Consider the following 26,311-nt stretch of genomic DNA (forward strand, 5'->3'; position numbering starts at 1 on the left):
CATTGTGGCGCTTACCTGTTCGCAGACGCAGTCGGTTTGCTTTAATCGATAGTATTCATTGTTCACATGGTAAGCCGCCTGTTCTGCAACGCCAGCTTCACACCCTTTTTATAGCGTGTGGCGTTGGCGTTGTTTATGTCTGCTGATCATTTGCTTATAACCACTGGTTCATTTTTCACCATGTGTAAAATATAGGTAAACACTTACTACAATAACCAAAATGATTCGTAGACCGCTTTGTGTGATGCACAAAAAAGGTCTGCTTTTTTGTGTTCTTTTTCTCCGTAATTTACATAATATAAGCTGGCAAAAAGCTGACACATATGATAGACTCTATTAAAAACTTTTGTGTAATATCAGCTTGTGTACACTTGCTTTGCACATATTGGTCCGTATGGGTTCATGACATAATGTATGTTTTCATCCTTTCCGTATGTTCATCCGCTGTATTATGCACTGCTTTTTCAGCTTCTCACTTTGGTATTCAAACGCGCTAAAGTAAAAAAGCTACTACTATATATTTGGGGGGAAACCGACACCATGGCAGTTAACACAAAACAGAAAATGCGTTCGGACATGATCAAAAAAGGATTCGATCGCGCACCGCACCGTAGTCTGCTCCGTGCAGCAGGCGTGAAGGAAGAAGATTTTGGCAAGCCATTTATCGCTGTATGTAACTCTTACATCGACATCGTTCCGGGTCATGTGCATCTGCAAGAGTTCGGTAAAATCGTTAAAGAAGCCATCCGTGAAGCAGGCGGCGTGCCATTTGAATTCAATACGATTGGCGTGGACGACGGCATCGCTATGGGACATATCGGTATGCGTTATTCCCTGCCAAGCCGCGAGATCATTGCGGATTCTCTGGAAACCGTCGTATCAGCGCACTGGTTTGACGGTATGGTCTGCATCCCGAACTGTGACAAAATCACACCAGGTATGATGATGGGCGCACTGCGCGTTAACATCCCGACTGTATTCGTTAGTGGCGGACCGATGAAGGCTGGTAAAGACAGCACAGGTCGTTCGATCTCTCTGACATCCGTATTTGAAGGCGTTGGTGCTTATCAAGCGGGGAAAATCGATGATAAGAGCTTACTAGAACTTGAACAATTTGGTTGTCCAACCTGTGGATCGTGTTCCGGTATGTTTACGGCGAACTCCATGAACTGTCTGGCTGAAGCACTCGGTCTGGCACTGCCAGGTAACGGTACAATTCTGGCTGTATCGCCAGAACGTCGCGATTTCGTTCGTCAATCGGCTACCCAGCTGATGGAACTGATCAAACTGGATCTGAAACCACGCGATATCGTAACGGAAAAAGCGATCGACAATGCGTTTGCACTCGATATGGCAATGGGCGGCTCCACCAATACGGTTCTGCACACATTGGCACTGGCGCACGAAGCTGAGATTGAGTATCCAATCGACCGCATCAACGAAGTCGCTAACCGTGTACCACATCTGGCGAAACTGGCTCCTGCTTCTGACTGGCATATCGAGGATGTGCATCTGGCAGGCGGCGTGAGCGCTGTATTGAACGAACTGCTCAAAAAACCGGGTGCTCTGCATGATGATTGTATTACCGTAACTGGTAAAACATTGCGTGAGAACGTAGAAGGTCAGGAAATCCAAAATCATGAAGTCATTCATGCTCTGGAAAATCCACACTCCGAACGCGGCGGTCTGGCTGTACTGTTCGGTAACCTTGCTCCAGAAGGCTCGATCATCAAAGTCGGCGCGGTTGACGCTTCAGTTGGCGGGTACCACAAAGGTCCTGCAATCTGCTTCGACTCCCAGGATGATGCGCTGTACGGTATCGCTAACGGTCACGTCAAAGAAGGTCATGTTGTCGTTATCCGTTATGAAGGTCCAAAAGGTGGACCAGGTATGCCGGAAATGCTGGCTCCTACTTCGCAAATCGTTGGTATGGGTCTCGGCGCCAAAGTCGGTCTGTTGACAGACGGTCGTTTCTCCGGTGCATCCCGCGGGATCAGTATCGGTCACGTATCACCGGAAGCAGCCGAAGGCGGTCCAATCGCTTTTGTACACGATGGCGATATCATCGAGCTGGATCTGAACGAACGTAAAATTACGCTGCATGTTAGCGACGAGGAACTGGAAGAACGTCGTAAAACCGAATGGAAAGAGTTCGAGCCAAAAGTAAAAACAGGCTACCTCGCTCGTTACTCCAAACTCGTAACCAATGCCAGCATGGGCGGTATCATGAAAATCTAATCTTCCAGCTTGGAAGAACAGATATAGCAATACGCTTATCCGCCGTAGCACAAACCTGATGCACCATCGGATTGGGTTTGCACTACGCAAAACAAAAGCGAGTCACCGTATACATAGATACGGTGACTCGCTTTTTTATATACAGGAAACCGATCACATGCACTATGTGTATTCCTCTGTTAACACGCGATCATTCTTTGTCATGATACGATATCGGTACGCAAGAGTCTGTGCTGCTGGAAGGAACGGCAGGATTGTCTACAGCTACACCGCTCACATTCGCTACCGCCATAATCGATGTAGCTGTTGGCAATTCTAGTTCGCTATGTACTGATTGCGTTCTCTCAGCATACCGATTCAGAAATATATCAGTCGGGCAAAGCATAATCTTCGGCACAAGCTGACTAGACTGTTCTTTGAGACGCATACTGCCAGATGGATGGATTACCGCCATTAGCAATTTGAGATACAATCGTGTGCTCCAGGCAAATAAGCCTCGTGGTAGATCATGAATCGCAAAGCCGAACTTTTCCGGTCCACGATTAATCATACTGACACCATACAGCGCTTTGGCATGCTGCAATTCTGGTTGCTGTTGAATGCAAGTAGCAAGTCGGGGGAAATCTTTTTTCGCTGTCTGTATGAGCAGAATCGCCAGTTGCATCGTTGAACGCGAACGAGAAGACAAACTGACTAACTGTTGGTTATCCAAGTGCAGTTCTATAATGAGATCGCCTTTGCATAGCATACGATCATCGTCCAGCTTCAATGGCTGTCCTTGATAAGCACGCAGCCGATAATGAAAGAAACTATCCCTATCTGAGCGTTGCAGCTGGAATCCCCAGCGAAATATCCGTTCCCAGCCCAGCCAGATGTTAATCAATACCCGTTTCCATGGAGAGATGAGCGTGCCAATTGGTGCTCTACGATTGCTTGCAGTCTGGCGATCATCCCATTCGGACTGGTTTCGTATATGTCTGGACATATAGTTGCTCCCTTCCATCAGTTCTCCAATCGTTACGGATTGTAAATGACGCTGCTGCGCTTCTTGCAACACTAGTTCCAATGCTAACAGCATCTCCGCTGGTGCATCATCATCCGCTCCCCAGGTGTTGCCACAGTCGTGCAATAGCATGATCTCCCCGCCTCTGAGCTTGCGCATCATGCGTGCGGACAACCGTTGATGACCAACCCGCTTACGCCAGTCGCCGAACAACGAGGACCAGAGTACAATATCGTAATGATTATGTTTGGATAAGTCAGACTGGTTGACGATCCCCCATGGTGGACGATAGTATACCGGACGCACACCCGTAATCTGATGGATCACCTGCTGCGTCAATTGAATTTGCCGTCGCACTGCTGCTGGTGACATGAACCAATTCGCTTTATGATTATAATTATGAATGCCGATCTGATGCCCTTCCTCATGAATCCGGCGCAGTATATCTGGGTGCTGTTCTGCATGTCGCCCTACGACAAAGAAAGTCGCGCGGGCATTGTACTTTTGGAGCAAATCTAGCAATAACAGTGTATAGACTGGATCAGGACCATCGTCAAACGTAAGTGCAAACTGTGTATCACTCTCTCCCCGACGAAAGACGCGATAACCGAACATCCGACTAAACAGACCGGGAATAAACGCGTAAAATGAACCTATGTACAGCAGCCACAAAAATAATTGTTCCATAATTAGCTCCTTTCGGCACCATATCCAGCTTGGAATTGTAACAAAGGCTCCATTGCGGTTAGCAGGCGATTGGAATTCATATCGGTTGACAATATGCTTGTGTCGTAGAATCATGCTGCGGTCTGATTGGCTTTTGTACCAATTGCCTCTATACTATTTTAGCATACTGCGGAATTTCAGTTGTAACAGTAGACTTTACAATTGCGTGTATTCACTATATGACGCGCGTAGATTATCGTAAAAAGGAGTTTTCATCGTTATGTTGCCTTTGTACAAAAAATATTGGCGAACCGCATTTGATATTGCGATCGTCGTATTGACTGTGTATCTTGTTTTATTGCTATCTAGCTGGCTATATCGGATTGCTGCGCCAGTATTTCTATCGGTGTTGATTTTTGCGATTATTGAACCGTTTGCGATGTTTCTGAATCGACGCGGATTGCCCAAAATGGCAAGCTCTGCGATTGCGGTTCTTGTATTTGTTCTGATTATTCTTGGTGCGCTATTTGGCGCGGGACTTGTATTCGTATCTCAGATTAGTCAGGTAACGGATGATCTACCAGGATATGCATCCATCGTGCAGCAGCATTTTGCGAGCTTTACTGTCTTTTTACAGGATAAGCTAAATGCGTTGCCACCTAATCTAACAGAGCAGATTAACGAATATTTTGCTACGTTTACCGCGGGCTTGGCGGTATGGGGCAAATCACTGTTCAATATCGCGATCGGTTGGCTTGGCACCTTCTCGTCTTTTATCGGCAGCTTTGCAGTTGGCATTATTCTGGCATTCTTCCTGAGTGCTGAGATTAATCTGTGGCGAAGAATTGCTCATGAGAAAACGCCAAATACGATCAAAAAAGCTGTCTTTTTCCTGAAAAATCACGTTTTCTTCGCAATCGGTGCTTATTTGAAGGCACAGCTGATTATGGTGTCGCTGACCTTTGTACTTGTCTATATCGGACTGCTGATCTTGCAAGTGGATCATGCGTTTTCACTGGCGATTTTGAGTGCGGTATTCGATATTTTGCCGTTACTGGGAATCCCGGTTATTTTCATTCCTTGGATTATATATCTGTTTATCGTCGGACAAACTGGTCTTGCTATTGGACTCACCGTGCTGCTGATCGTCGTCATGCTGACGCGCCAGCTACTGGAGCCTAAAATAACCGGGAACTCAATCGGCATCACCTCCGCCTATCTGATGCTGTCGGCGATGATTATCTCACTATCAATCTTCGGCGTTGCTGGGCTGGTGCTCTCGCCGATTCTGATTATTTTGCTCAAAGAATTGTTTGTACAGGGCTACTTGCAGCGCTGGATTACGTTACCAAAAGAAGAATTTGAGCCGATGGGACGTGAAGGTACAGTCGCAAACGCAAATGATGGAAGTGAAGAACCTACATTTTCAGCAGAATCAGCAACGCCTGATGATAAGTTAAGATGATGATGTAGAACGCTGAATATTATCATTCATACTCATACTCATACTCATACTCATACTCATACTCATACTCATACTCATACTCATACTCATACTCAACAATTATGTTATGATCCAGTCTGTCAAGCAAATACAAAAAGGGCGCTTCCTTCATCGGAAAGCGTCCTTTTGTTTGTATTGAACAGGTCTATCGTCTTTGAGCGTAACTCATTGTATGCCGTGCTACTACTGTGTACTGGGCTAACATACATGGTATTACCATTTTTATAAAATAGACATTCCAGCTCTTTTGCTTATGCTTCTTTTCCAAGATGAGGCTTAGTATCATCATCTTGCGTTGCAAGTGGGGATTGCAAGTCGGTCTGTTCTTTTTCAGAAGTATGATCGTTATCTGCTGCCTGTTGTACTTCTGACGTTTGCGAAGTTGTCGTTGCTTCTGACAGATCATCTGTAGAAGTCTGCTTGGTTTCATCAATCGTGAAGCGGGCTATCGTTTCTTTGAGACCAACCGAGACGGTTTCCAGTTGACCAGATAGCGTAACGAGTTGACCGCTGACATTTTGCTGTTCGCTGCTGAGAGAAGCAACTTCCTGTGACGTTGCGGATGATTGCTCCGCTACTGCGCTCACGTTGCTCATTGCTTCACTCATCGACTGCTGCACATTGCTCAGCTCCGAGATCGATTGCGTTGCCGAACCAAGCTTGTTCACAAACTCCTGCATCTGCTCTTGTACTGTTTCAAAAATACCTGTCGTCTCCTGCACAGCTTCCGTTTGCTGACGGAATAGCGGATACGCTTCATTCAGTACACGTACCGTTTCATCCATTTCCTTCTGGATGTTGGTCGTGATCTCGCCAACCATGAGAATCGATTGACGCGACTGCTCTGCCAGATTACGAACTTCGTCAGCAACGACCATAAAGCCTTTGCCAGCTGCGCCTGCGCGTGCAGCCTCAATCGTCGCATTCAGAGACAGAATATTCGTCTGCTTCGTAATGTTCTGCATCGCATCCAGCACTTGCTGTACAGAGGATGTGCTTTCTTTTAGCGAATCGATACGGGTATTCAGGGAACGAATCATATCTTCGGTCACTTTGGTTTTGCCGAGCAAGCTATCCATATGACGAACGCCAGTTTCACTTGCCTGCTCTACCTGTTGGGCGGATACTTCCATTTGTTTGTTGGCATCAACCACTTTGCCCATACGGTCATTCATCGTCTCCGTCAATTCAGTACCGCGCTCCGCTTCCAGTGCCAGACTACCTGCACCGTTGGCAATCTCCTCCGTCGCAACCGCAATTTCCTTAGCAGATACGGCGGTTTGACGCGATGCTTGACTGAGCGTAGACGCTGTATCCAGCACATGTTGCGCAGAGTCATTCGTCTGCTTGACGAGATTCGTAATATTTTCCATCATCGTATTAAATGCCGTGGACAGCTGTCCAATCTCATCGGATGACTTGTGCTGCATACGCACATTCAGTACACCTTCCGAACCTTGATGCATGAGCAATTGCAGCTTATGCAGTGGACGACCGATGATACGAATGATCAGCAAACCGATCAGAATGGCAATAATCCCGAAGATCGCTGCCATGATCCATGTTAATGTCAGAATCGGGCTTGCACTAGCAACTAGTGCCTGTACCGGCACCGTTCCAATCAGCTTCCAATCTACCGTGCTGAGTACAGAATAAGCAACTAGGATTGGCTGTGTTCCTTGACTGTTCTGGAAACGTCCATTGCCATCTTTGATCTGATCGATAAACGATAACTGAGATGGTTCTGTGACCATATTTTCGACTGTAGAAGCGATCACCGTATTCGATGGTCCGCCTACAAGATCGATATTGCCGCCATCTCCCAGATTCAAATTATCGATCTGATCGTTCAGCCATTTGCTATTGATGCTCATGACGAATACGAACGAATCGGTACTGCTGGAAATGCGCATCGCGCGTGCGTAGGTGAAGTTTTTGTTCGTTCCTTCTGTTTTGGCAGTTGGCACCCACTGCATGACACTGTCATTATTCGCCAGTGACTGATACCAATCTGTTTTACGAACGTCCTCTACATTCGGAATTCCTGTGCCTGCGCTAATGATACTTAGCGATTGATCCATAGGCACGAGATAGATCGCTTCGACCGAATCAGTAGAATTCAGCTGATTTTGCAGATTTTCGCTGATCGAATTGATCGTCTGATATTTATCATATTCAGATTGTCCGGCACGCGACAGGGCTGCCAGATCACTTTGCATTGTCGGATCGAAGAATACTTGAACGGATGTATTCACCAACTGACTTAGCATGACGTCCAGCTTTTCTCCTGTCTGGATGATCGTCTGTTCATTGCTGATCGCTGCATTTTCCTGAATGACACTTTTGGCACGTACATACGAGAACGTACCCAGCAGCACAACACAGACCATAATCGCGATAAAAAACATCAAAAATAGTTTAACCCCAACCGATTTGGACGGATTAAAACTGCGCCAATTACGCGCCGCTGCTACCGATGCTTGACCAGCATGTTTGAAACGGTTATGAGATCGGACAGCTGATTGAGATGACTTGGCTAGTTTTACTGATTTTGGTGTTGGATCCGATGTGGTATCGTCCAGATGATGATCCGAACTGAGCGATACATCCGCCGTCTGCGGCTGATCCTGCGAGATCGCCTGTTCTTGATTGTGGCTTCGCCCTTTGAACCACTTATGTAAAGCTTGCTGCGATGGCGCCTGTTGCCGAGGTTTCTTGCGTTTCCCCTTTGGCTCTTGCTTGTCTTCCCCCGATGTTTTCAGTAACTGTTTCGATAATTTTGCTGGCTTGCGATTGGTCTTGTCTGGCTTTTGCCATAACCCCATACTTTTCACCCACCATTTTCAAATTCATGAACCTGTTCCCGGATTTCGGCTATATCGTTTGTATCATCTGTATCCTGTACTCTGGTTGGAGTTCTATAGTTACAGTTCTGCTTCCATTATCGGTGATTATCCAGTAAAAATGAACCCCTTTTTCCAAATAATTAAGGTCTTTTCGCCTATTATGTATGAAAAACCTGACATTGCATCTACATTTCTTTATTTTGATATCGCTATCATTGTTGCGCAAGTGGGTACTATGTCATATTCTGTTACATATTCATATTAAAAAAGGGGCAAACGACAACCGGTTCACGCATTATCCCGGTATCATTTGCCCCTACTATTTGATGTATCCCTTGGCTGATCGATAGCTATAATCTTAAACAGCAGCGGCTGTTTTGGCTTGTTTTGCTACTTTTACGTTCTTTTTACGCATCATATCAAAATAGCGAACCGGTTGATCCACCTTCATTTTGATTTTTTGCAACGGGTGACGTGCTGCATCCAGTTCATTGCCCTCTTCATCCCAAATCATACCGACCTGTTGCTTGAAGAACGTATTGTCTGGTCCGAAAAATTCAATTTCCTGTCCCGGTTTAAAATGGTTGCGCTGCTGAATCGTCGCCATGCCTGTAGCAGCATCATAATCCAGCACCAGACCAGCAAAGTCATACGGTACCGCTTTATCTTCCGGCTCGTAAATATGATCCTCTTCGTCCGGCGTATCGTAGAAGAACCCTGTGTTAAGCGGACGGTTTGCCGCTTTGTTCAGCTCTTCCAACCATTCTGGCTTCAGCACATAGTGATCAGGATCAGCCATATAGGAGTCGATTGCCTGACGGTACGCATTAACGACAGTTGCCACATAGTGGATCGACTTCATCCGTCCTTCAATCTTGAAGCTGTCAATCCCGACTTCGATCAGATCAGGAATTGCTTCCAGCATGCACAGATCCTTCGATCCCATAGAGAATGGGTTATCGCCTTCATTGTACAGTGGCAGCTGATTGTCTCCCAGCGAGAACGGTTCCGGCGCCTGCTTGTCCATCATCTCTTCCTCGGACATCCAGCGAGATTGCGGACGAGCATCCTCAAACAGATCGTACTTCCAGCGGCAGGACTGGCAACAGCCACCACGGTTGGAGTCGCGGTCAGTAAAGTGGTTTGACAATACGCAGCGTCCTGAGAACGATGAGCACATCGCACCGTGGATAAACGACTCGATCTCTACATCGACATGTTTCTTGATCTCAGCGATCTCTTCCAGACTTGTTTCACGACCGAGTACGACACGCGGCAAGCCTTGTTCTTTCCAGAATTTTACCGCCTGCCAGTTCAGCGTCGATTGCTGGGTGCTCAGATGCACTTCCAGCTTCGGTGCGCAGCGTAAGGCGACTTCAATGATGGTCGGATCTGCTACGATGATCGCAGAGATACCGACGTCTTCCAGATTGCGCAAATATTCTTCGATACCATCCACATCTTCATCATGAGCATAAATGTTAGTCGCTACAAACACTTTGGCACCGTAACGATTAGCAAATTGTACGCCTTCCCGCATCTCTTCAAAACTGAAGTTATCTGCGTTGGACCGAAGACCGTATTTTTGTCCGCCAATATAGACGGCATCTGCACCATAGTGAATAGCGAATTTCAGCTTTTCCAGATTACCAGCAGGCGCAAGCAGCTCAGGCTTGTCCAGACGGTATCGTTTACCGAAATGGATTGGTTTTGCTGTATTCATTGGAGATCTTCCCCCTCGATCATATTGCTTGAACATTGTTGAATATGACTTATGCGAATATAACTCATACGATCTTTATTCCAGATCGTGCATAGTTTTAACGGTACATTTAGCATCTGCTAATATAACATTCCTTTTAAAATACCTGTTCCTTGTAAAAGAAGCCAAACGCCAACTCGCGTTCCGGGTCTTGCAAGGCGCGAACCTCATCCAACCATTCTTCCTCATACTCGTATTCATCCGTATTGTGTGCGTAAGCGTCGATTGCTTGGCGATACGCGCGCACGACCGCTTCGTTGTACTCCAGCGATTTCAGTATGCCTTCGATCTTGAAGCTATGCACGCTCGCTTCCATCAACAGATGCAAATCTTCCAAAATACAAATGTCCTCAGAACTCATAATATGCGTCCCATTGCCGTCTTCATAGATCGGGAATTTCTCATCCCGGCGCTCTGCCTCAATTAGGAACAAACCACGATTCAAGCCAAGATCGCCATCTACCTCGCGCCCCTGATGTGCCATATAGCTCTGCACGAGTTGACGTTTGGAGTGATAAATATTAGTCATCCCATGTACCTGTACCTGAGCCTCTACCTTGATCTTATCCATCATCCCGGTAATCTCATCCATATTCAGCTCACGCGCTAGCACAGCTCGTGTAGCGCCCTTACTGCCCCAATAGTTCGCAGTGGATGAACTGGTCGATGTCATCTCAGCGTTCCAGTGCAGCTTCAGCTCCGGCGCCCGCTCACGCACGGTTGTCAGCACTGCCGGATCGCCAAACTCAATTCCGTCCACACCTAGATCGCGCAGCTCTTCAATATAAACAGACAAACCGTGCAGTAGCTCATTGGTCATCAGATTGTTGACCGCTACATATACCTTTTTGCCATGCTCATGACTGTAAGCTACCGCTTCGCCAATCTGCTGCACATTCATACTTCCGGGTAATCGCATACCATATCGTTCTTCGCCAACGAGAAAAGCGTCAGCGCCCGCTTCCGCCAGACGGCGCAGTTCCTCTAACGAGGATACCGTCACCAGCAGTTCAGGTTTGTTACTCATTGTCCAGCACCTCCCAGCCTTCCGGCTGTTATTTACATATTCGCATTCGTTCGTACAGCATTGCTCCGCTTACTTCCGATGATAGCACGATATCTATCATACAGGATAAACGGAGCAGATTTGAAGCACATTTGTGTGCATGTGAAGACATTTCCCCTGCACGCCCAAAAGCAGGCACGCATCATGCAGCGATATCGCCTGCTTGATGGTGCCCGCCTTAGTTGTGGCGTTAGGAAACAATCAGTTGGAGCCTATCTGTGTTTACATACAATGCGATGATGGTGTCTACAGGTTTATTACGAATTGGAGCTTGCGGTACTTTACTCAGTCCCTGTTGTTCCTGACGCATCTGTACCTGTCGTTCCATCTACAGTGCCTGTACTTTCATTATCGGTACTCTGTCCTGAGCTAGCAGCGCTAGTTGCATTGCTGGTCTCAATATTCTTCTGATGCTCAGCATACGTTTTGGCAAACAGATGTCCGCCAGAGCCGTCTTTTTTGGTCACATAATACAGATATTCTGATGTTTTCGGTTCCAGTGCCGCTTTGATTGATTCAATGCCCGGATTAGCAATTGGACCCGGCGGCAGTCCGTCATTCAGATAGGTGTTATATGGACTGTCGATTTTCAGATCGGAATACAGCAGACGTTGCTTTTGCTTGCCTAGTGCATACTGGACAGTAGCATCAATTTGGAGACGCATCTTTTGCTTGATCCGGTTGTCGATCACACCTGCCACCTCAGCACGCTCTGCTGGTACAACAACCTCGCGCTCAATCAGCGACGCTTCGGTCAGCAATTGATGTAGATTCATGCCGCGTGTTTTCAACTTACTATCCAGATCGCTAATAGATGCCAAATTCGTACGCATGCCTGCCAGCATGTTAGCGATCACATCTTCTTCCGTACTTTCAATTGGCAAATCATACGTTGCCGGGAACAGATATCCTTCTAGCGGATGCAAAATACCATTGCCAGTTGGTACATTCCATTCGCGTGCCTGTTTGAACTGAGATGGATCATCTACCAGTTTCATAAACTTGTCGCGGTCCACAAAGCCAGCTTCACTCAGCTTATCCGCAATTTGAGTAACGGTATATCCTTCCGGAATCGTAAATTTCATCGTTTTCGGTACGACTACATCGGCGTTATTGAGCTTGGTAACAATCTGCTCATAAGTCATGCCCGGCGTAAATTCATAATTGCCCGCTTTGAATTGATTGCCTTCATCTTTCCAGCGCAGATACCATTTGAACGCTTGCGCACTGCGAATAATACCGTTATTTTGCAGTTCCTGAGCTAACGATGTCGTGGACGTGCCTTGCTCCAGTGTATACGCTACCAGTTGTTCGGAAGCTGCTGTCGGCTGCATCGCCTTCCAGCCGTAAATCCCTGCCGCTGCGGCAGCTATGATGACAATGACTACGATAATTGCAAATGTCCTGACCACTTTACGCAATAGATATAACATCTCCTTTGACAGTCAAAAAGAGCGGAAAGGTTCCCGCTCTTCTCAGAAAGTACATGACCGCAGCAGCAATGCCTGCTGTATACAGATCCGTGATTAATCTTCAAACGGTAAAGTCAACTCATCATACAATTCCGCTACATCTTCCCATTCATCGTCATCATCAATCGTAACCAGCTCTGGTTTTTCACCTGAACCATCCACAATTTTCAAAATTTCGACTTCCGTTTCCGGCAGTGCTGTATCTTTTTGCAATACAGCATACGCACCGGTCTCCGCCTCAAATTCGCTGATTAAACGATAAACAACGGTCTCGCCGTCTTCATCGGTTAACTCAATAAGTACACCGTAGGCTTCCAGCAGTCTGGACGATAACTTGACATTACTCGCAGAAAGATCACTCATGGGCTTATTCACCATCCAATTCAGCTACTAATGTATTGAAGGTTTCTTCGACGATCTGCCACTCGTCTTCGTCTTCAATAATGTACAGCTTCAAATCGTCGCCTTCTTCTTCATATCGGAACGCATATACTTCATCGGTATCGTCCTCTGTGGCTTCCATAGGCACGACCATCATATATTTGGCTTCCGAACCATCAACCTCGAATTTCATGATGACTTCAAATTCCTCTTCGTTACCTTCATCATCAGGAATATAAATAATTTCCGGTTCGTCCTCAAGCAAATTTTGATCTTTAGCCATATTAACCACCCTCACCTTTTACTTTTAGAATCCAAGTAATTTTGTAAAATCAAGCTTGCGGCCATTTTATCCACGACCTGCTTGCGTTTCTTGCGGCTTACATCAGCCTCAATCAATGTGCGCTCGGCTGACATCGTTGTAAGCCGTTCATCCCAAAGGTGAACAGGCAGCTGCACAGATTCCCGAAGATGTTCTGCAAATTCGATACATAGTTGACCACGGGGACCAACACTTCCGTTCATGTTCTTGGGGAGTCCAACCACGAGCTCGCTGATCTCATGTTCCTTGACCAATTCCGCAATACGTTCCAGTACTTCGGGATTGCGCTGCCGGTCAATAACCTCCAGTCCCTGAGCGGTCCAACCGAACGCATCGCTTACCGCAATACCAATCCGGCGGTCTCCGTAATCGAGGCCCAATATTTTCATGATGTGTACGCTCCGTCTCTACCGATGACTGGCCAGGTAGGAACGGACCAGTTCTTCAATTAATTCGTCCCGCTCTTTTTTACCGATCATACTACGCGCATTGTTATGCCGAGGAATATAAGCGGGGTCCCCGGAAATGAGGTAACCAACAATCTGGTTGATCGGGTTGTACTCCTTCTCCACCAATGCATCATACACGGTGAGCAGTATTTCTTGTGAGGAGCTTTCGTGCTCGTCACCTTTGACACTAAACTTCATAGTTTTGTCCATGGAGTCCACTCGCTGACACCTCGCTTTTTCGGAAAGTGATGGAACACACGCTTCCTCAAAATGGAATCCCCTGATGTTCATGTTGATTCTCTCTCATCATAACACATCAAGGGATATACAAGGAATATTTACGTTAAAACTAATCGAAAAGTTACAGAATTTTAAAGTATATTGCAGAATAATGTAAGCGATCCACATTCTTGCTTGCGCGCTTGATTATGCTTGTTGTGTATCCTGCTGTTGTGCGTTATACAGAAGCGACGTGTTTCTTCGCAGCTTCCAGCGCTTCGTTCAGCTTGGACGCGTCTTTACCGCCAGCTTGCGCCATATCAGGACGACCGCCACCGCCGCCGCCACAAATGGCTGCAACTTCTTTGACCAGTTTACCAGCGTGCAATCCGCGGTCGATACCGGACTTCGGTACTACAACGACAAAGTTTACTTTGTCTTCGATTGCTGCGCCCAGTACAAGAACTGCTTCCGGCAGTTTGCCTTTCAGTTCATCTGCCAGACCGCGCAGTGCATCCATGCTAGGTGCGTTCACTGCGGTTGCCAGCAATTGCGTACTGCCTACCGTTTCCACTTGATCGGTCAATTGACCAGCTTCGATCAGACTCAGCTTGCTTTGCAGCGATTCATTTTCACGACCGAGATCGCGTACTTGCTGGTTCAGCGCTTCGATGCGTTTCGGCACATCGTGTACATTCGATTTCAGTTGACCAGCTGCTTGTTTGAGCAGATCAAGCTGACTGTCGAGGAACATATAAGCCAGACGTCCAGTTACCGCTTCGATCCGGCGTACACCGGAGCCAATGCCGCTTTCGGACAAAATTTTGAACAAACCGATACGCGAAGTATTGTCTACATGGCAACCGCCACACAGCTCGATGCTGTAATCGCCGATTTTGACTACGCGCACGATATCGCCGTATTTCTCGCCGAACAATGCCATTGCGCCCATTGCTTTGGCTTCGTCGATTGCTGCATAGTTGATCTCCACATCGAGAGCTTTCCAGATTTCCTGGTTTACGCGGCGTTCGATATCGACGATCTCTTCTGGTGTTACGCTGCTAAAGTGGGAAAAGTCAAAGCGCAGACGCTCGGCTTCCACGAGTGAACCTGCCTGATTGGCATGGTTACCCAACACTTCTTTGAGCGCTTTGTGCATCAGGTGAGTCGCAGTATGGTTTTTGATAATATCGTTGCGGTTCGGCTCGTCGACCTGTGCGGTGACGGTATCGCCCACATGCAGCTCACCGGAGCTGATATTTACGATATGCACAGATTGACCGCGTGGTGCTTTGAACAGCGTTTCTACCGATGCTTCGACTTTGTCGCTGCTGAGCAGACCGAGGTCGCTCACTTGACCGCCGCTCTCTGCATAGAATGGAGTCACGTCAAGAATGACTTGTGCCGTTTGACCAGCGCCAGCGCTTTGTACAAACGCGTCGTCGACGATAATAGCTGCGACAGTCGATTGAACATTCAGCTGCTCATAGCCAATAAATTCGCTCTTCGCTTCCAGTTCAGACAGTACGCCGCCCTGTACTTTCATACTACCGCTGTCCTGACGGGCTGCACGCGCACGATCACGCTGCTCCTGCATCGCTGCATCAAATCCTTCGCGATCCACAGTCAGACCGTTTTCCAGTGCATAATCTTCTGTCAGGTCAAATGGGAAACCGTATGTGTCATACAGCTTGAACGCATCTGCACCGCTAATTGCATTTTCCCCCTGTGCTTTGGCTTGTTGCGCCAGCTCACCGAGAATATTCAGACCATCGGATAGCGTTTCGTGGAAACGCTCCTCCTCAGTACGGATGATTTTCTCAATATAATCTTGTTGCTCCACGACAGTTGGGTAGTATACGCCCATCACATCGCCTACAGTTTTGACAAGGCTGAACAGGAATGGTTTGTCCAGACCGATTACTTTTCCGTAACGAACGGCACGACGCAGCAGACGGCGGATTACATAACCGCGTCCTTCGTTCGATGGCAGTACGCCATCGCCTACAGCGAATGTCACGGTACGGATATGGTCAGCAATGACTTTCAGCGCCACATCGGTTTCGTTGTTTTGTTTGTAAGTGACACCAGCGATACGCGCGGTTTCCTGAATCATCGGTTGGAACAGGTCGGTGTCAAAGTTGGAATCTACATCCTGCAAGATGGATGTGAAGCGCTCCAAACCGGCACCGGTATCAATGTTTTTGTTCGGAAGCGGCGTGTAGCTGCCATCTTTGTTATGGTTAAACTGGGAAAATACGAGGTTCCATACTTCCAGGAAACGCTCGTTTTCACCGCCTGCATACATTTCTGGATCGTTCGGATCAAGCGCGCCGTAAGCATCGCCACGATCATAGAAAATCTCAGTACACGGTCCACATGGACCTTCGCCGATGTCCCAGAAGTTATCTTCCAGCTTGATGATGCGCTCCGCAGGCAGACCGATTTTCTCATTCCACAACTTGAACGCTTCTTCATCTTCCGGGTATACGGTAACAGACAGACGCTCTGGATCGAAGCCGATCCATTCTTTGCCAGTTAGGAATTCCCATGCCCATGTGATCGCTTCTTCTTTAAAATAGTCACCGATCGAGAAGTTACCCAGCATCTCAAAGAAGGTATGGTGACGGCGCGTTTTGCCGACATTCTCGATATCGTTAGTACGAATACATTTTTGCGAGTTGGTGATACGCGGATTGTCCGGCTGCACCCGTCCGTCAAAATACGCTTTCAGCGGTGCCATACCAGCGTTGATCCACAGCAGAGATGGATCGTTAATCGGTACGAGCGGCGCGCTGGGTTCTACTTTATGCCCTTTGCTCTCAAAAAAAGCGAGCCATTTGGAACGAATTTCACTTGCTTTCATAAATAGCGAGCCTCCTTAGATATAGCGTCTACATTATAGACGCGGGAATTCGATGCGTAACATGTACACAGTGCGCATGATAACAGCAGTCTCATACTGCTTATCCCATAAAATCAACGCATATGGAATCTGTACCTGTAATGACTTGAAATCTAAAAAAACGCCCCTGCTCATAGATCAGGGACGGTATTCTTGTATTTCCTACAGCGGCTTCTCCCTGCACCTCTTCTTTGATTATGCATATGTCCAGCAACAGCTGAACCGTAAAAAAAGAGGTATGCACAGATACCCATTTCCGCCGCAATGATGCCTGCTGCGCGGAATTTCACGATTTTCAACAACCTATATCAGTATATCCAGCGTATTCGGCTCTGTCAATGACAGCAGACATGGATACAAGCGGCATGAGAGCGTTACCGTTTCTAGCAAAAAGAAGGGTTGCCACTTGCTATAAATCTTGCACCAGATCACGTCGTTCCGCCGAGATATCATCCTTTTGGTGAAGCTGACTATCAATGTATCAGATGCCAAAAAACCGCGACTCGACAACATACGTGTTTCGTATGCGATCGGCCGCGGCGATGTTCAGTCATGAGCTGCATGCTACCATGGTATGTATGGAATTACGACTGTCCAGCATTAATGCCCCGACCACTTTCGCTATTGCGTTATGCATGGATTATGAGGATAAAGCAATGGATGCCGCCGCTACAGGCTGCTCTACGAACAGATCGTCCAGCGAGCTGAGCGTACCGTCCTCTTCCACCTGGTATACAGACATTTTGCCGTTATTTACAGTCAATTCGATAAAACAGCCCCAACAATAAAATTGATGCGAGCCAATCTTGCCGATATCTTTGGAACTACAGTTTGGACATTTCATTCCGCGCTCACCCTATCCGTCTACGAGTTTGGGCAGCTGGCTTGCTGTACGACATCCTATAGTAAGATGCTCATGCCACAGGTATACGCGGCACGGACGCACGTCTAATGTAGAAGCGCGTCCGCAGCATATTCCGTTCGGCCGCTGCTGTGCCAGCTACAGTTTACAGACATTCCTCCAGCCGCTGTCCGCTGGCAATCGGCGCCATTATGGCGCTTTCACCAAACGCAACTTGCGTACTAATCGGAAGCCATTTTCTTCCGCCAATCAGATCGGAGATAAAACCGTCGCTAATTTCGATCCCGGTAATGCTTTTACCCAGTTCAGGATTAAAGTAAACATCGGACACATAGCCGAGGATTGCTCCGTCACCGGTAAGGACAGGCAATTCTTTTACCTTGCTATCCCCAATTAAAAATGTATGCTGAATATCGTCAGCCGCCGTCTGGCGAACTGCCTGTTGATTGCGAATCATAATGGCATCATTGCCATAGCTCACAATATCCTCCAATTTCACCGTACGGACTTGGATCGAGAACAGACCTTTGCCTTCCAGCTCGAAGCCGTAGACTGACCAATCTTCCGTAATGATAAAATCGTGGATCTTGCCCAGCTGCTTGCCGTCTTCCACATCAAATACAGCGAGTCCTATCATGCTCTGTACTTTTAACACTTTCAGGACCTCCTCAGCGCACATTTTGCGCGGGTACGGAAACCGGAACATGATCGTGTCCGGAGATGGCAGCGCCCAACATCTATCCTCCCTTATTCACCATACAGGGGAGTCCTTAACATCATTTACGTATCCGTTGTAAAATGGTTGCAATTTTCTGTGCAGTTTGTTCAATTTCTTGTGTATTATTACCCAGTCCAAAGCTAAAACGAATCGCCGATTGCTGCACATTTTGCGGTAAATTCATCGCTTGCAATACATGTGATAATTCCAGCGATCCCGAGGTGCATGCGGAACCGCTTGCCGCAGCAATTTGCTCCATATCGAGATTCATCAGCATCGTTTCGCTAGTCGTTCCCGGGAAGCTCACATTGAGAATATGCGGTAGCGATTGCTCCAGCGGCGTATTGATCACAAAAGCATCCCTTCCTGCCTGTTCTTCCAGCTGCTCGAGAAAATATCCACGCAGTGCTGCCAGCTCGCTATTACGTTGCTCCAGCTTATCTGTCGCCAGCTCTATCGCCTTACCAAAGCCAGCGATTCCAGCGAGATTTTCTGTACCGGCACGGCGCTTGCGCTCCTGCAAACCACCATGCAGTAGCGGCTCCAGCTTCGTTCCCTGACGTACATACAATGCACCGATCCCTTGCGGACCATTGATCTTATGACTGGAAAAGCTGATCAGATCGACTGGCAGCTCATGACAGTTGATACTAACACCACCGAGCGCCTGCACTGCGTCGGTATGAAACAGGATGTTATGCTCACGCGCCAATTGTCCCATTTCCACAATCGGCTGTAAGGTGCCCACTTCATTGTTGCCAAACATGATGCTGATCAGAATCGTATCCGGACGAATGGCAGCGCGCAGATCGTCGAGCGATACGCGACCGCTCTCATTCACTGGCAAATAGGTAATCTCGTAACCACGCTTCTCCAGCACTTCGCACGCATGCAGCACTGCATGATGTTCAATCTGCGATGTAATAATATGACGCCCCTGTTCCTTCAGCGCTTCCGCTGCGCCGAACAATGCCATATTGTCGCTTTCCGTTCCACCTGCTGTAAACACCAGTTCATTCGGATGGCAGCCGATTCGCGATGAGATCAGATCGCGCGCTTGACTGACGATCCGCTTGGCAGCACGTCCAAAGGCATGCACGCTGGACGCATTGCCATGTGTGCCGGTCATTACATTCAACATTTGTTGTGCCACTTCCGGGTGTACCGGTGTGGAAGCAGCATGATCAAGATAGATTGGAGTCATTTCATTTCACCCTGTCTTTCCTTCTATATTGTAAAGTTTCTGCAAAAGAAGCTTCTATATCAAATTAACGAATCGTCAACGAATATAAGTCTCTATCCGTAACATTGTGGATTATTGCTTGTGTAGTCAGCCATCTTCTATAGTATAAATCGATACGATACCCTATGCCAGACATAGCAAAAAGCGGAAGAATCCGCAGCGCGACGGCGACGGTTCTTCCGCTTGTTCCGATTGTATGATCGCATCGTGTTAGCTGTCATATACAGCAACGTATATGAAGCAGCGATGAGGATCAGATATAGAACATGTAATTGTCTTCCGCACCTTCGTCCTGATAGCTGATCAGGTCTTTGAGGGTGGTGGAATCGATCACGCTGGCGATAGCGTCGCGGATTTGCATCCACAGATGACGCTTGGCTGCCACGTCCTCATCAGTAAAATCAACGACCGACACCGGTCCTTCCAGCACGCGGATCACTTCGCCTGCAGTAATCTGCTCTGGCTCACGGGACAGGATATAACCGCCATATGCGCCGCGGATACTTTTCACCAATCCAGCGTTACGTAGCGGAGCAATTAGCTGCTCCAAATAATGCTCAGACAGCTGGTTTCGTTCAGCAATACTTTTCAGGGAAGTTGGACCTTCGCCAAAACGCGAAGCCAGCTCCATCATAATCGTCAGACCATAACGTCCTTTAGTTGAAATTTTCATAGTGTGCACCTCGTCTCTAATATGACCAAACGCATGAAATATTGCCGCTTTATTAGTTGTTGATTTATTTCACAAACCCAATTATAATTAGCAGTTGCACATCAGCGATGTATTCTCAATAATTCACTGTATTCCGATCATTTTTCTATCTTATCGTAACACAGATGAATAGCGTTTGGGAAATGGAATTGCTAGTTGTAGCAAAATTGTAATGATTGGTGAGTGGGATGCCACCTGCTGCACCACCGGCACTTCAATCCGGTTCAATATTAAACGGGGATGTGATATGCAAATGGCAAAAGCAATTTCAGAAACACGTGTAGTCGTCGGGATGTCCGGCGGCGTAGATTCTTCGGTTACAGCACTGCTGCTCAAGCAACAGGGGTATGATGTAATCGGTATTTTCATGAAAAACTGGGATGATACCGACGAGTTCGGCAATTGTACTGCCGAGGACGATGCGGAAGATGTACGCCGCGTCTGCGAACAGATCGGTATTCCTTATTATACGGTCAATTTTGAAAAGGAATATTTCGACAAAGTCTTCTCGTATTTTCTGGAAGAATACAAAAACGGACGCACACCAAATCCAGATGTAATGTGTAACCGCGAGATCAAATTCGGCGAATTCCTGAACAAGGCGCTGGATCTGGGCGCGGATTATGTAGCAACCGGTCATTATGCACGCGTTGTCGATCAGGATGGAACGCTCACTCTGCTGCGCGGCGTGGATAACAACAAAGACCAAACGTATTTCCTGAACGCGCTCAATCAGCAGCAGCTGTCCAAGGCGATGTTCCCAATCGGTCATCTGCCGAAGCCAGAAGTACGCCGAATTGCGGCGGAGCATGATCTGTATACCGCTAAGAAAAAAGACAGCACTGGCGTTTGCTTTATTGGAGAGCGCAATTTCCGCGAGTTCCTGAGCAACTATCTGCCTGCCAAATCCGGCAATATGGTTGATATTGCAACCGGCGAAGTGAAAGGTCGTCACGACGGTCTGATGTACTACACGCTAGGTCAGCGTCAAGGTCTTGGCATCGGTGGCTCTGGTAATGGACAACCGTGGTTCGTGACTGACAAGGATCTGGAGCAAAATATTTTGTACGTCGTACAGGGGGATGCACATCCGAGTATGTACTCGACAGGGCTGGTCGCATCCGGTATCAACTGGATCAATGGCAATACACCAGCGGTCGGTACAACCGTAACATGCACCGCCAAATTCCGTTATCGTCAACCGGATCAAGGCGTTACACTTACTTGGCAAGAAGATGGCAATGTACATGTCCAATTTGATGTACAGCAAAAAGCGATCACACCGGGACAGGCGGTTGTCTTTTACGATGGCGATATTTGTCTGGGCGGCGGCACGATTGAAGTGGCGGAAAAAGTTCCTTATGAGGCGCTGGTGTAAGAACAGACTAGATATGATTGTAACTACTTCGCAGATTATGCACTCTACCTTCCGTTTTGCGATTCGTCTTGTTGACGTATTCGCAAACGGAAGGTTTTTTGGCTTACTAGCGCTGTTCTTCTTTTGCCATCAGGCAAATGGTATACTAAAAGAAAAAACGGAGGCTGCCGCATGAAAGCCAAGCTGGAAGATGTTGCCCGACTCGCCGGCGTCTCGCCGACGACGGTATCGCGCATGATGAACAACCGAGGTTATGTAAGTGAAGCAACCAAAACCAAAGTACGCAGCGCGATGGAAGAATTGAACTATTTTCCTAACGATATTGCGCGCTCGCTATTCAATAAACGTACTCATCTGATCGGGCTGATCCTACCAACGACAGCCAATCCGTTTTTTGGTGAGTTGACGTTTCATATCGAGAATCTGTGTGCGGCGCATGGGTTAAAGGTGCTGTTATGTAACAGCTTGAATCGAATCGACAAAGAAGAACAATATGCCGAGATGCTGATGCGTAATCAGGTGGATGGCATCATTGTCGGCACGCATAATCGTGGAATTTTGAATTATAAAAGAGCCAATCTCGCAGTGGTTGCCATTGACCGCTATTTGTCGGACACGATTCCGGTCGTTAGTTCTGACAACTATGAGGGTGGACGGTTAGCAACGCAGCGGCTAATTGATCGGGGCTGTCAGCACATTGTGCATTTTAACGGACCTGCGGAGTTGGAAACGCCTGCACAACTGCGCCGCAAAGCATTTGAAGATGTGATGCAGCAACATGGATTGCCACATTATACGTATGAGATTGAATTGCCGCTGGATCGTGATGATCAGCTGACGTTCATTCGCCGTGCCTTTGACGAGCATCCAGAAATGGATGGTATATTTGCCAGTAATGATATGATTGCGGCTTCGGTTCTGTATGAAGCAGATGTACGCGGTATCCGTATTCCGCATGATCTGAAATTGGTCGGTTATGACGGCACCAATGTGATCTCCTCTGCTATCCCACAACTGACTACGATTCGTCAGCCCATTGAAGAGATTGCGCGTACTGCGATCGACGTATTACTACGCGAAATCGATGGTGAATTTGATGAAGCGGAGCGGCAGACGATTTTGCCTGTCCAGCTGTATGATGGTTCAACCGCTTAGATCATCATTCTATACAGGTTTCATCCGTAATGTAGCGCCTTCAACGAAGGCGTTTTTTTATTGAATGCTAGGCTTTGATTGGACGATAGACGGTTACTGAGTGATGGATATTTATTGAGCGATAGATGTTCGCCCAGCGATTCCTTCTTGTAAAGCTCTATGGAATCGTAATTGCTCATTCATTTGTTTATTCGTTTATTCGTTTGTTTGTTCGTTCATTTGCTCATTCGTTCGTTTGTATGTTGTATGAAATGATTCATGATTATTTTTATGTCATCCGGTTGACATATGAAACCGGTTGACATACAATTCATTCAAGAAAGCACTTACATGAATGAAGGAGCGAGCGATATGCCTGTATCAAAAAGCCTGTACTGGAAGCTGAGTCTGTACTTTTTCTTCTTTTTCGTATGCTGGTCGTCCAGTTATTCCCTGTTCTCCATCTGGCTGGGACAGGAGATGAAACTGACAGGAGCACAAACGGGTCTGATCTTCTCTGTAAACGCTATCTTTGCACTATGTGCGCAACCACTGTACGGATACATTTCTGATAAGATCGGATTACGGCGCAATATTTTGTTGTTTATTAGTTTGTTGCTCGTGTTTACCGGACCGTTCTTCGTATTTGTATATGCTCCGTTATTGCAGGTCAATGTGTGGCTGGGTGCGATTGTGGGCGGGCTATTTCTGAGCGTGGGTTTTCTTGCCGGGGTTGGGGCAATTGAAACGTATGTGGAAAAGATCAGCCGCAAGTACGGGTTTGAGTATGGACGCTCGCGGATGTGGGGTTCGCTCGGTTGGGCGGCAGCGACATTCTTCGCTGGACAGCTATTTAATCTGAATCCCAATATTAACTTTTGGATCTCATCCCTTTCGGCGGTCATTCTGGTTGGTATTATCCTGTCAGTACGCATCCAAGTAACGGAAACAGAACTAGAAAAAGCAGCTTCCGTCACACTCAAAGATATTGGCAATCTGTTCACGATGCGTCCGTTCTGGTATTTCATGCTGTATGTGATCGGCGTTGCCTGTGTATACGGGGTATATGATCAGCAGTTTCCGATCTATTACTCGTCATTATTTCCTTCTCACGCTATCGGTAATCAGGTGTACGGGTATCTGAATTCGTTTCAAGTATTTCTGGAAGCTGGCATGATGTTCTTGGCGCCATTCATCGTGAACAAGCTGGGCGCGAAGAAATCGCTTATTCTCGCCGGGTTATTGATGGCGCTACGTATTATTGGCTCTGGATTGGTATTCGAGCCGATTGGTATCTCAGCAGTCAAGCTGATTCACGCACTGGAATTACCGATCATGCTGATCGCTACTTTCAAATATCTAGCAGCGCATTTTGATAATCGCCTCTCTTCCATTCTGTATCTGGTCGGCTTCCAATTCGCTTCACAGGTCGGTCAGGCGGTGCTATCGCCAATTGCCGGGTCGTTGTACGACGATATCGGTTTCCGATATACGTATCTGGTGATGGGCGCGCTAGTGCTGCTATTCACGCTGATCTCGATCTTCACCCTGTTTAACGATAAAAATAAGACACCACAGCTTAACGGGCAATTGGAGCCACAGCAGCAATTAACGTAACGTTCGAGTTCGATATTGAATAATGGCTCCAAATGATACCCATCACCTTGCTATTCACATCGTTCGATAGCTTAGTGGCTCTGTAGTTCTGTATTTTCTTACTTTTAGAGTTTTAGAGTTTTAGAGTTTTAGAGTTTTAGAGTTTTAGAGTTTTAGAGTTTTAGAGTTTTAGAGTTTTAGAGTTTTAGAGTTTCAACATTACCATTCTCAACTAATCAGTACATTCAAGGAGGAACATCTATGTCTACACTTCATTCTATTCAACACGCCGCGCAGGCACTTCAGCTTGCCGAGGAACATATCAATCCGCAGTATCGTCCCGGTTATCATATTGCCGCTCCTGCCAACTGGATTAACGATCCGAACGGCATGGTGCAGTTTAACGGCGAATATCATGTCTTTTATCAGCATCATCCATACGATGAGAATTGGGGTCCGATGCACTGGGGACATGTAAAAAGTAAAGACCTCGTTCATTGGGAGCATTGTCCGATTGCGATCGCGCCGGGAGATGATTGCGACAGAGACGGCTGCTTTTCCGGTAGCGCAGTGGATAACGATGGTGAATTGACGCTGATCTACACCGGGCATCATTACACGGATCGCGCCCAAGACCTGTTCACACAAAATCAGAATATTGCGGTTAGTCGCGATGGTATTCATTTTGACAAATGCGGTGTGAATCCGGTGATCGCCGAGCCGCCAGCAGATAGCGCTCATCATTTTCGTGATCCGAAAGTATGGAAGCATGAGGATACATGGTATATGGTGCTGGGCAATGCGACGCAGGATGGGCATGGACGTGTCATTCGATATCATTCGCCGGATTTGCGAAATTGGACGTATGATGGTGTGCTTGCGACAAGCGACGGAACGCTTGGCTTTATGTGGGAATGCCCAGACTTTTTTGAATTGGATGGGCGATATGTGCTGTTATGCTCGCCGCAAGGCATAGAACGTGAGGAAGATCGTTATCTGAATCTGTTCCAGACCGGGTATCTGATCGGTGATTACGATTATGCGAACAATGATTTTCAGCATGGTGAATTTCGGGAGATGGATCATGGGCATGACTTTTATGCCGTGCAGACGCTGCTGGATGATAAAGGTCGACGTATTGCGATTGGCTGGATGGATATGTGGGAGTCGGATATGCCGACCAAGCAGCATGGCTGGGCAGGTGCGCTTACGTTACCGCGCGTGCTACGTCTGAATGAAGCCGGGCAACTGCTGATGAATCCGGTGGAAGAAACAGCATTGCTGCGCCAGGAGTTCTTCTCATTGGGTGAGGCTAATGCAGTGAGTACGACTATTCCAGTGGATGCATCTGTCCGGGCTGGTGAAGGCTTTACGGTGGAACATAGTTATAAGGTGGATATGAAGAATTCACTGCTGGAAATTTGTACTGTTTTCGATTTGAGCCAGAGTAGCGCGGAGCAGGTTGGCTTGACGCTGCATAGTGATGCAGATGATCAAACGATCATTACCTACGATATTGCGGCTGGCAAACTGACGTTGGATGCTTCTCAATCCGGTAAACCGCAAGATGGCGTACGAACAGCGCCTTTGCAGCATGATGGACAACTGACGTTACGTATCTTCGTAGATCGTTCGTCTATTGAAATCTTTGCCAATGATGGACTGGCAACATTGACGAGTCGTATATACCCGACAGGCACGATGGCAAGTCTGGAGCTTACAACAGTCGGTGGCAATGCAGTCGTGCAGCAATGGACTTGCTGGTCGCTTAACGATGTGTGGCATGGGCAACAAGCACAGGCATAATGAATAGATCATGACTGAACAGTAATCAG

General features: G+C 47.2%; 20 protein-coding genes. 6 read left to right on the plus strand and 14 right to left on the minus strand.

Going from position 1 to position 26,311, the window contains the following annotated elements; all coding sequences use genetic code 11:
• Window positions 1-564: 564 nt before the first annotated feature.
• Window positions 565-2,238, plus strand: coding sequence for a dihydroxy-acid dehydratase (ilvD, locus tag ACE3MZ_RS17700; protein WP_411346837.1), 1,674 nt, complete (start codon window positions 565-567; stop codon window positions 2,236-2,238).
• Window positions 2,239-2,428: 190 nt separating this feature from the next.
• Here ilvD and ACE3MZ_RS17705 read toward each other — a convergent pair whose 3' ends face one another.
• Entirely contained in the window at window positions 2,429-3,928 is a 1,500-nt protein-coding gene (locus ACE3MZ_RS17705) for a polysaccharide deacetylase family protein (protein ID WP_411343450.1), read from the minus strand.
• A gap of 259 nt (window positions 3,929-4,187) precedes the next feature.
• On the opposite strand from ACE3MZ_RS17705, the gene ACE3MZ_RS17710 reads away from it, so the two are divergent.
• Entirely contained in the window at window positions 4,188-5,372 is a 1,185-nt protein-coding gene (locus ACE3MZ_RS17710) for an AI-2E family transporter (RefSeq protein WP_411343451.1), read from the plus strand.
• A 290-nt stretch (window positions 5,373-5,662) separates the two neighbouring features.
• Here the strand turns inward: ACE3MZ_RS17710 and ACE3MZ_RS17715 are convergent, their stop codons facing one another.
• The 13 genes from ACE3MZ_RS17715 to cymR all read right to left on the minus strand — a co-directional run bounded on the left by ACE3MZ_RS17715 (window position 5,663) and on the right by cymR (window position 20,329).
• Entirely contained in the window at window positions 5,663-8,236 is a 2,574-nt protein-coding gene (locus ACE3MZ_RS17715) for a methyl-accepting chemotaxis protein (protein ID WP_411343452.1), read from the minus strand.
• Window positions 8,237-8,615: 379 nt separating this feature from the next.
• A complete protein-coding gene (locus ACE3MZ_RS17720) occupies window positions 8,616-9,980 on the minus strand; it encodes a peptidase U32 family protein (protein ID WP_411343453.1) in 1,365 nt (454 codons plus the stop codon).
• Window positions 9,981-10,116: 136 nt separating this feature from the next.
• Window positions 10,117-11,046 carry a peptidase U32 family protein gene (locus tag ACE3MZ_RS17725; RefSeq protein WP_411343454.1) on the minus strand — a complete coding sequence of 310 codons (930 nt, stop codon included), beginning with the start codon at window positions 11,044-11,046 and terminating at the stop codon, window positions 10,117-10,119.
• Window positions 11,047-11,366: 320 nt separating this feature from the next.
• Window positions 11,367-12,497, minus strand: a complete 1,131-nt coding sequence (mltG, locus tag ACE3MZ_RS17730) for an endolytic transglycosylase MltG (protein ID WP_411346838.1) — start codon at window positions 12,495-12,497, stop codon at window positions 11,367-11,369.
• Window positions 12,498-12,611: 114 nt separating this feature from the next.
• Window positions 12,612-12,920, minus strand: coding sequence for a DUF1292 domain-containing protein (locus ACE3MZ_RS17735; RefSeq protein WP_411343455.1), 309 nt, complete (start codon window positions 12,918-12,920; stop codon window positions 12,612-12,614).
• A 4-nt stretch (window positions 12,921-12,924) separates the two neighbouring features.
• Window positions 12,925-13,221 (minus strand): DUF1292 domain-containing protein, encoded by a 297-nt coding sequence (locus ACE3MZ_RS17740; RefSeq protein ID WP_411343456.1) that lies wholly within the window; start codon window positions 13,219-13,221, stop codon window positions 12,925-12,927.
• A gap of 11 nt (window positions 13,222-13,232) precedes the next feature.
• The gene (gene ruvX / locus ACE3MZ_RS17745) at window positions 13,233-13,649 is read right to left on the minus strand and encodes a Holliday junction resolvase RuvX (RefSeq protein WP_411343457.1); all 417 of its coding nucleotides are present in this window, start codon (window positions 13,647-13,649) and stop codon (window positions 13,233-13,235) included.
• Window positions 13,650-13,667: 18 nt separating this feature from the next.
• Window positions 13,668-13,928 (minus strand): IreB family regulatory phosphoprotein, encoded by a 261-nt coding sequence (locus ACE3MZ_RS17750; protein ID WP_411346839.1) that lies wholly within the window; start codon window positions 13,926-13,928, stop codon window positions 13,668-13,670.
• Window positions 13,929-14,166: 238 nt separating this feature from the next.
• Window positions 14,167-16,794, minus strand: coding sequence for an alanine--tRNA ligase (gene alaS, locus ACE3MZ_RS17755; protein WP_411343458.1), 2,628 nt, complete (start codon window positions 16,792-16,794; stop codon window positions 14,167-14,169).
• Window positions 16,795-17,473: 679 nt separating this feature from the next.
• On the minus strand, window positions 17,474-17,677 hold the full coding sequence (locus tag ACE3MZ_RS17760; RefSeq protein ID WP_411343459.1) for a hypothetical protein: 204 nt from the start codon (window positions 17,675-17,677) through the stop codon (window positions 17,474-17,476).
• Window positions 17,678-17,840: 163 nt separating this feature from the next.
• Window positions 17,841-18,332: a PRC-barrel domain-containing protein gene (locus ACE3MZ_RS17765; RefSeq protein WP_411346840.1), complete on the minus strand. Its 492-nt coding sequence runs from the start codon at window positions 18,330-18,332 to the stop codon at window positions 17,841-17,843.
• 139 nt (window positions 18,333-18,471) lie between these two features.
• On the minus strand, window positions 18,472-19,617 hold the full coding sequence (locus tag ACE3MZ_RS17770; protein WP_411343460.1) for a cysteine desulfurase family protein: 1,146 nt from the start codon (window positions 19,615-19,617) through the stop codon (window positions 18,472-18,474).
• A 292-nt stretch (window positions 19,618-19,909) separates the two neighbouring features.
• Window positions 19,910-20,329: a cysteine metabolism transcriptional regulator CymR gene (gene cymR, locus ACE3MZ_RS17775; protein WP_367060908.1), complete on the minus strand. Its 420-nt coding sequence runs from the start codon at window positions 20,327-20,329 to the stop codon at window positions 19,910-19,912.
• A gap of 292 nt (window positions 20,330-20,621) precedes the next feature.
• Here cymR and mnmA point away from each other — a divergent pair, with 292 nt between their 5' ends.
• The 4 genes from mnmA (at window position 20,622) to ACE3MZ_RS17795 (ending at window position 26,282) form a co-directional block, all read left to right on the plus strand.
• A complete protein-coding gene (gene mnmA, locus ACE3MZ_RS17780) occupies window positions 20,622-21,746 on the plus strand; it encodes a tRNA 2-thiouridine(34) synthase MnmA (protein WP_411343461.1) in 1,125 nt (374 codons plus the stop codon).
• Window positions 21,747-21,917: 171 nt separating this feature from the next.
• Window positions 21,918-22,901 (plus strand): LacI family DNA-binding transcriptional regulator, encoded by a 984-nt coding sequence (locus ACE3MZ_RS17785; RefSeq protein WP_411343462.1) that lies wholly within the window; start codon window positions 21,918-21,920, stop codon window positions 22,899-22,901.
• A gap of 351 nt (window positions 22,902-23,252) precedes the next feature.
• Window positions 23,253-24,497, plus strand: coding sequence for an MFS transporter (locus tag ACE3MZ_RS17790; protein ID WP_411343463.1), 1,245 nt, complete (start codon window positions 23,253-23,255; stop codon window positions 24,495-24,497).
• 240 nt (window positions 24,498-24,737) lie between these two features.
• Window positions 24,738-26,282: a glycoside hydrolase family 32 protein gene (locus ACE3MZ_RS17795; protein ID WP_411343464.1), complete on the plus strand. Its 1,545-nt coding sequence runs from the start codon at window positions 24,738-24,740 to the stop codon at window positions 26,280-26,282.
• The last annotated feature ends 29 nt before the right edge of the window (window positions 26,283-26,311 follow it).

Origin of the sequence: Paenibacillus sp. WLX1005, from assembly GCF_046603685.1 — a bacterium.
Lineage (GTDB): Bacteria > Bacillota > Bacilli > Paenibacillales > Paenibacillaceae > Saccharibacillus.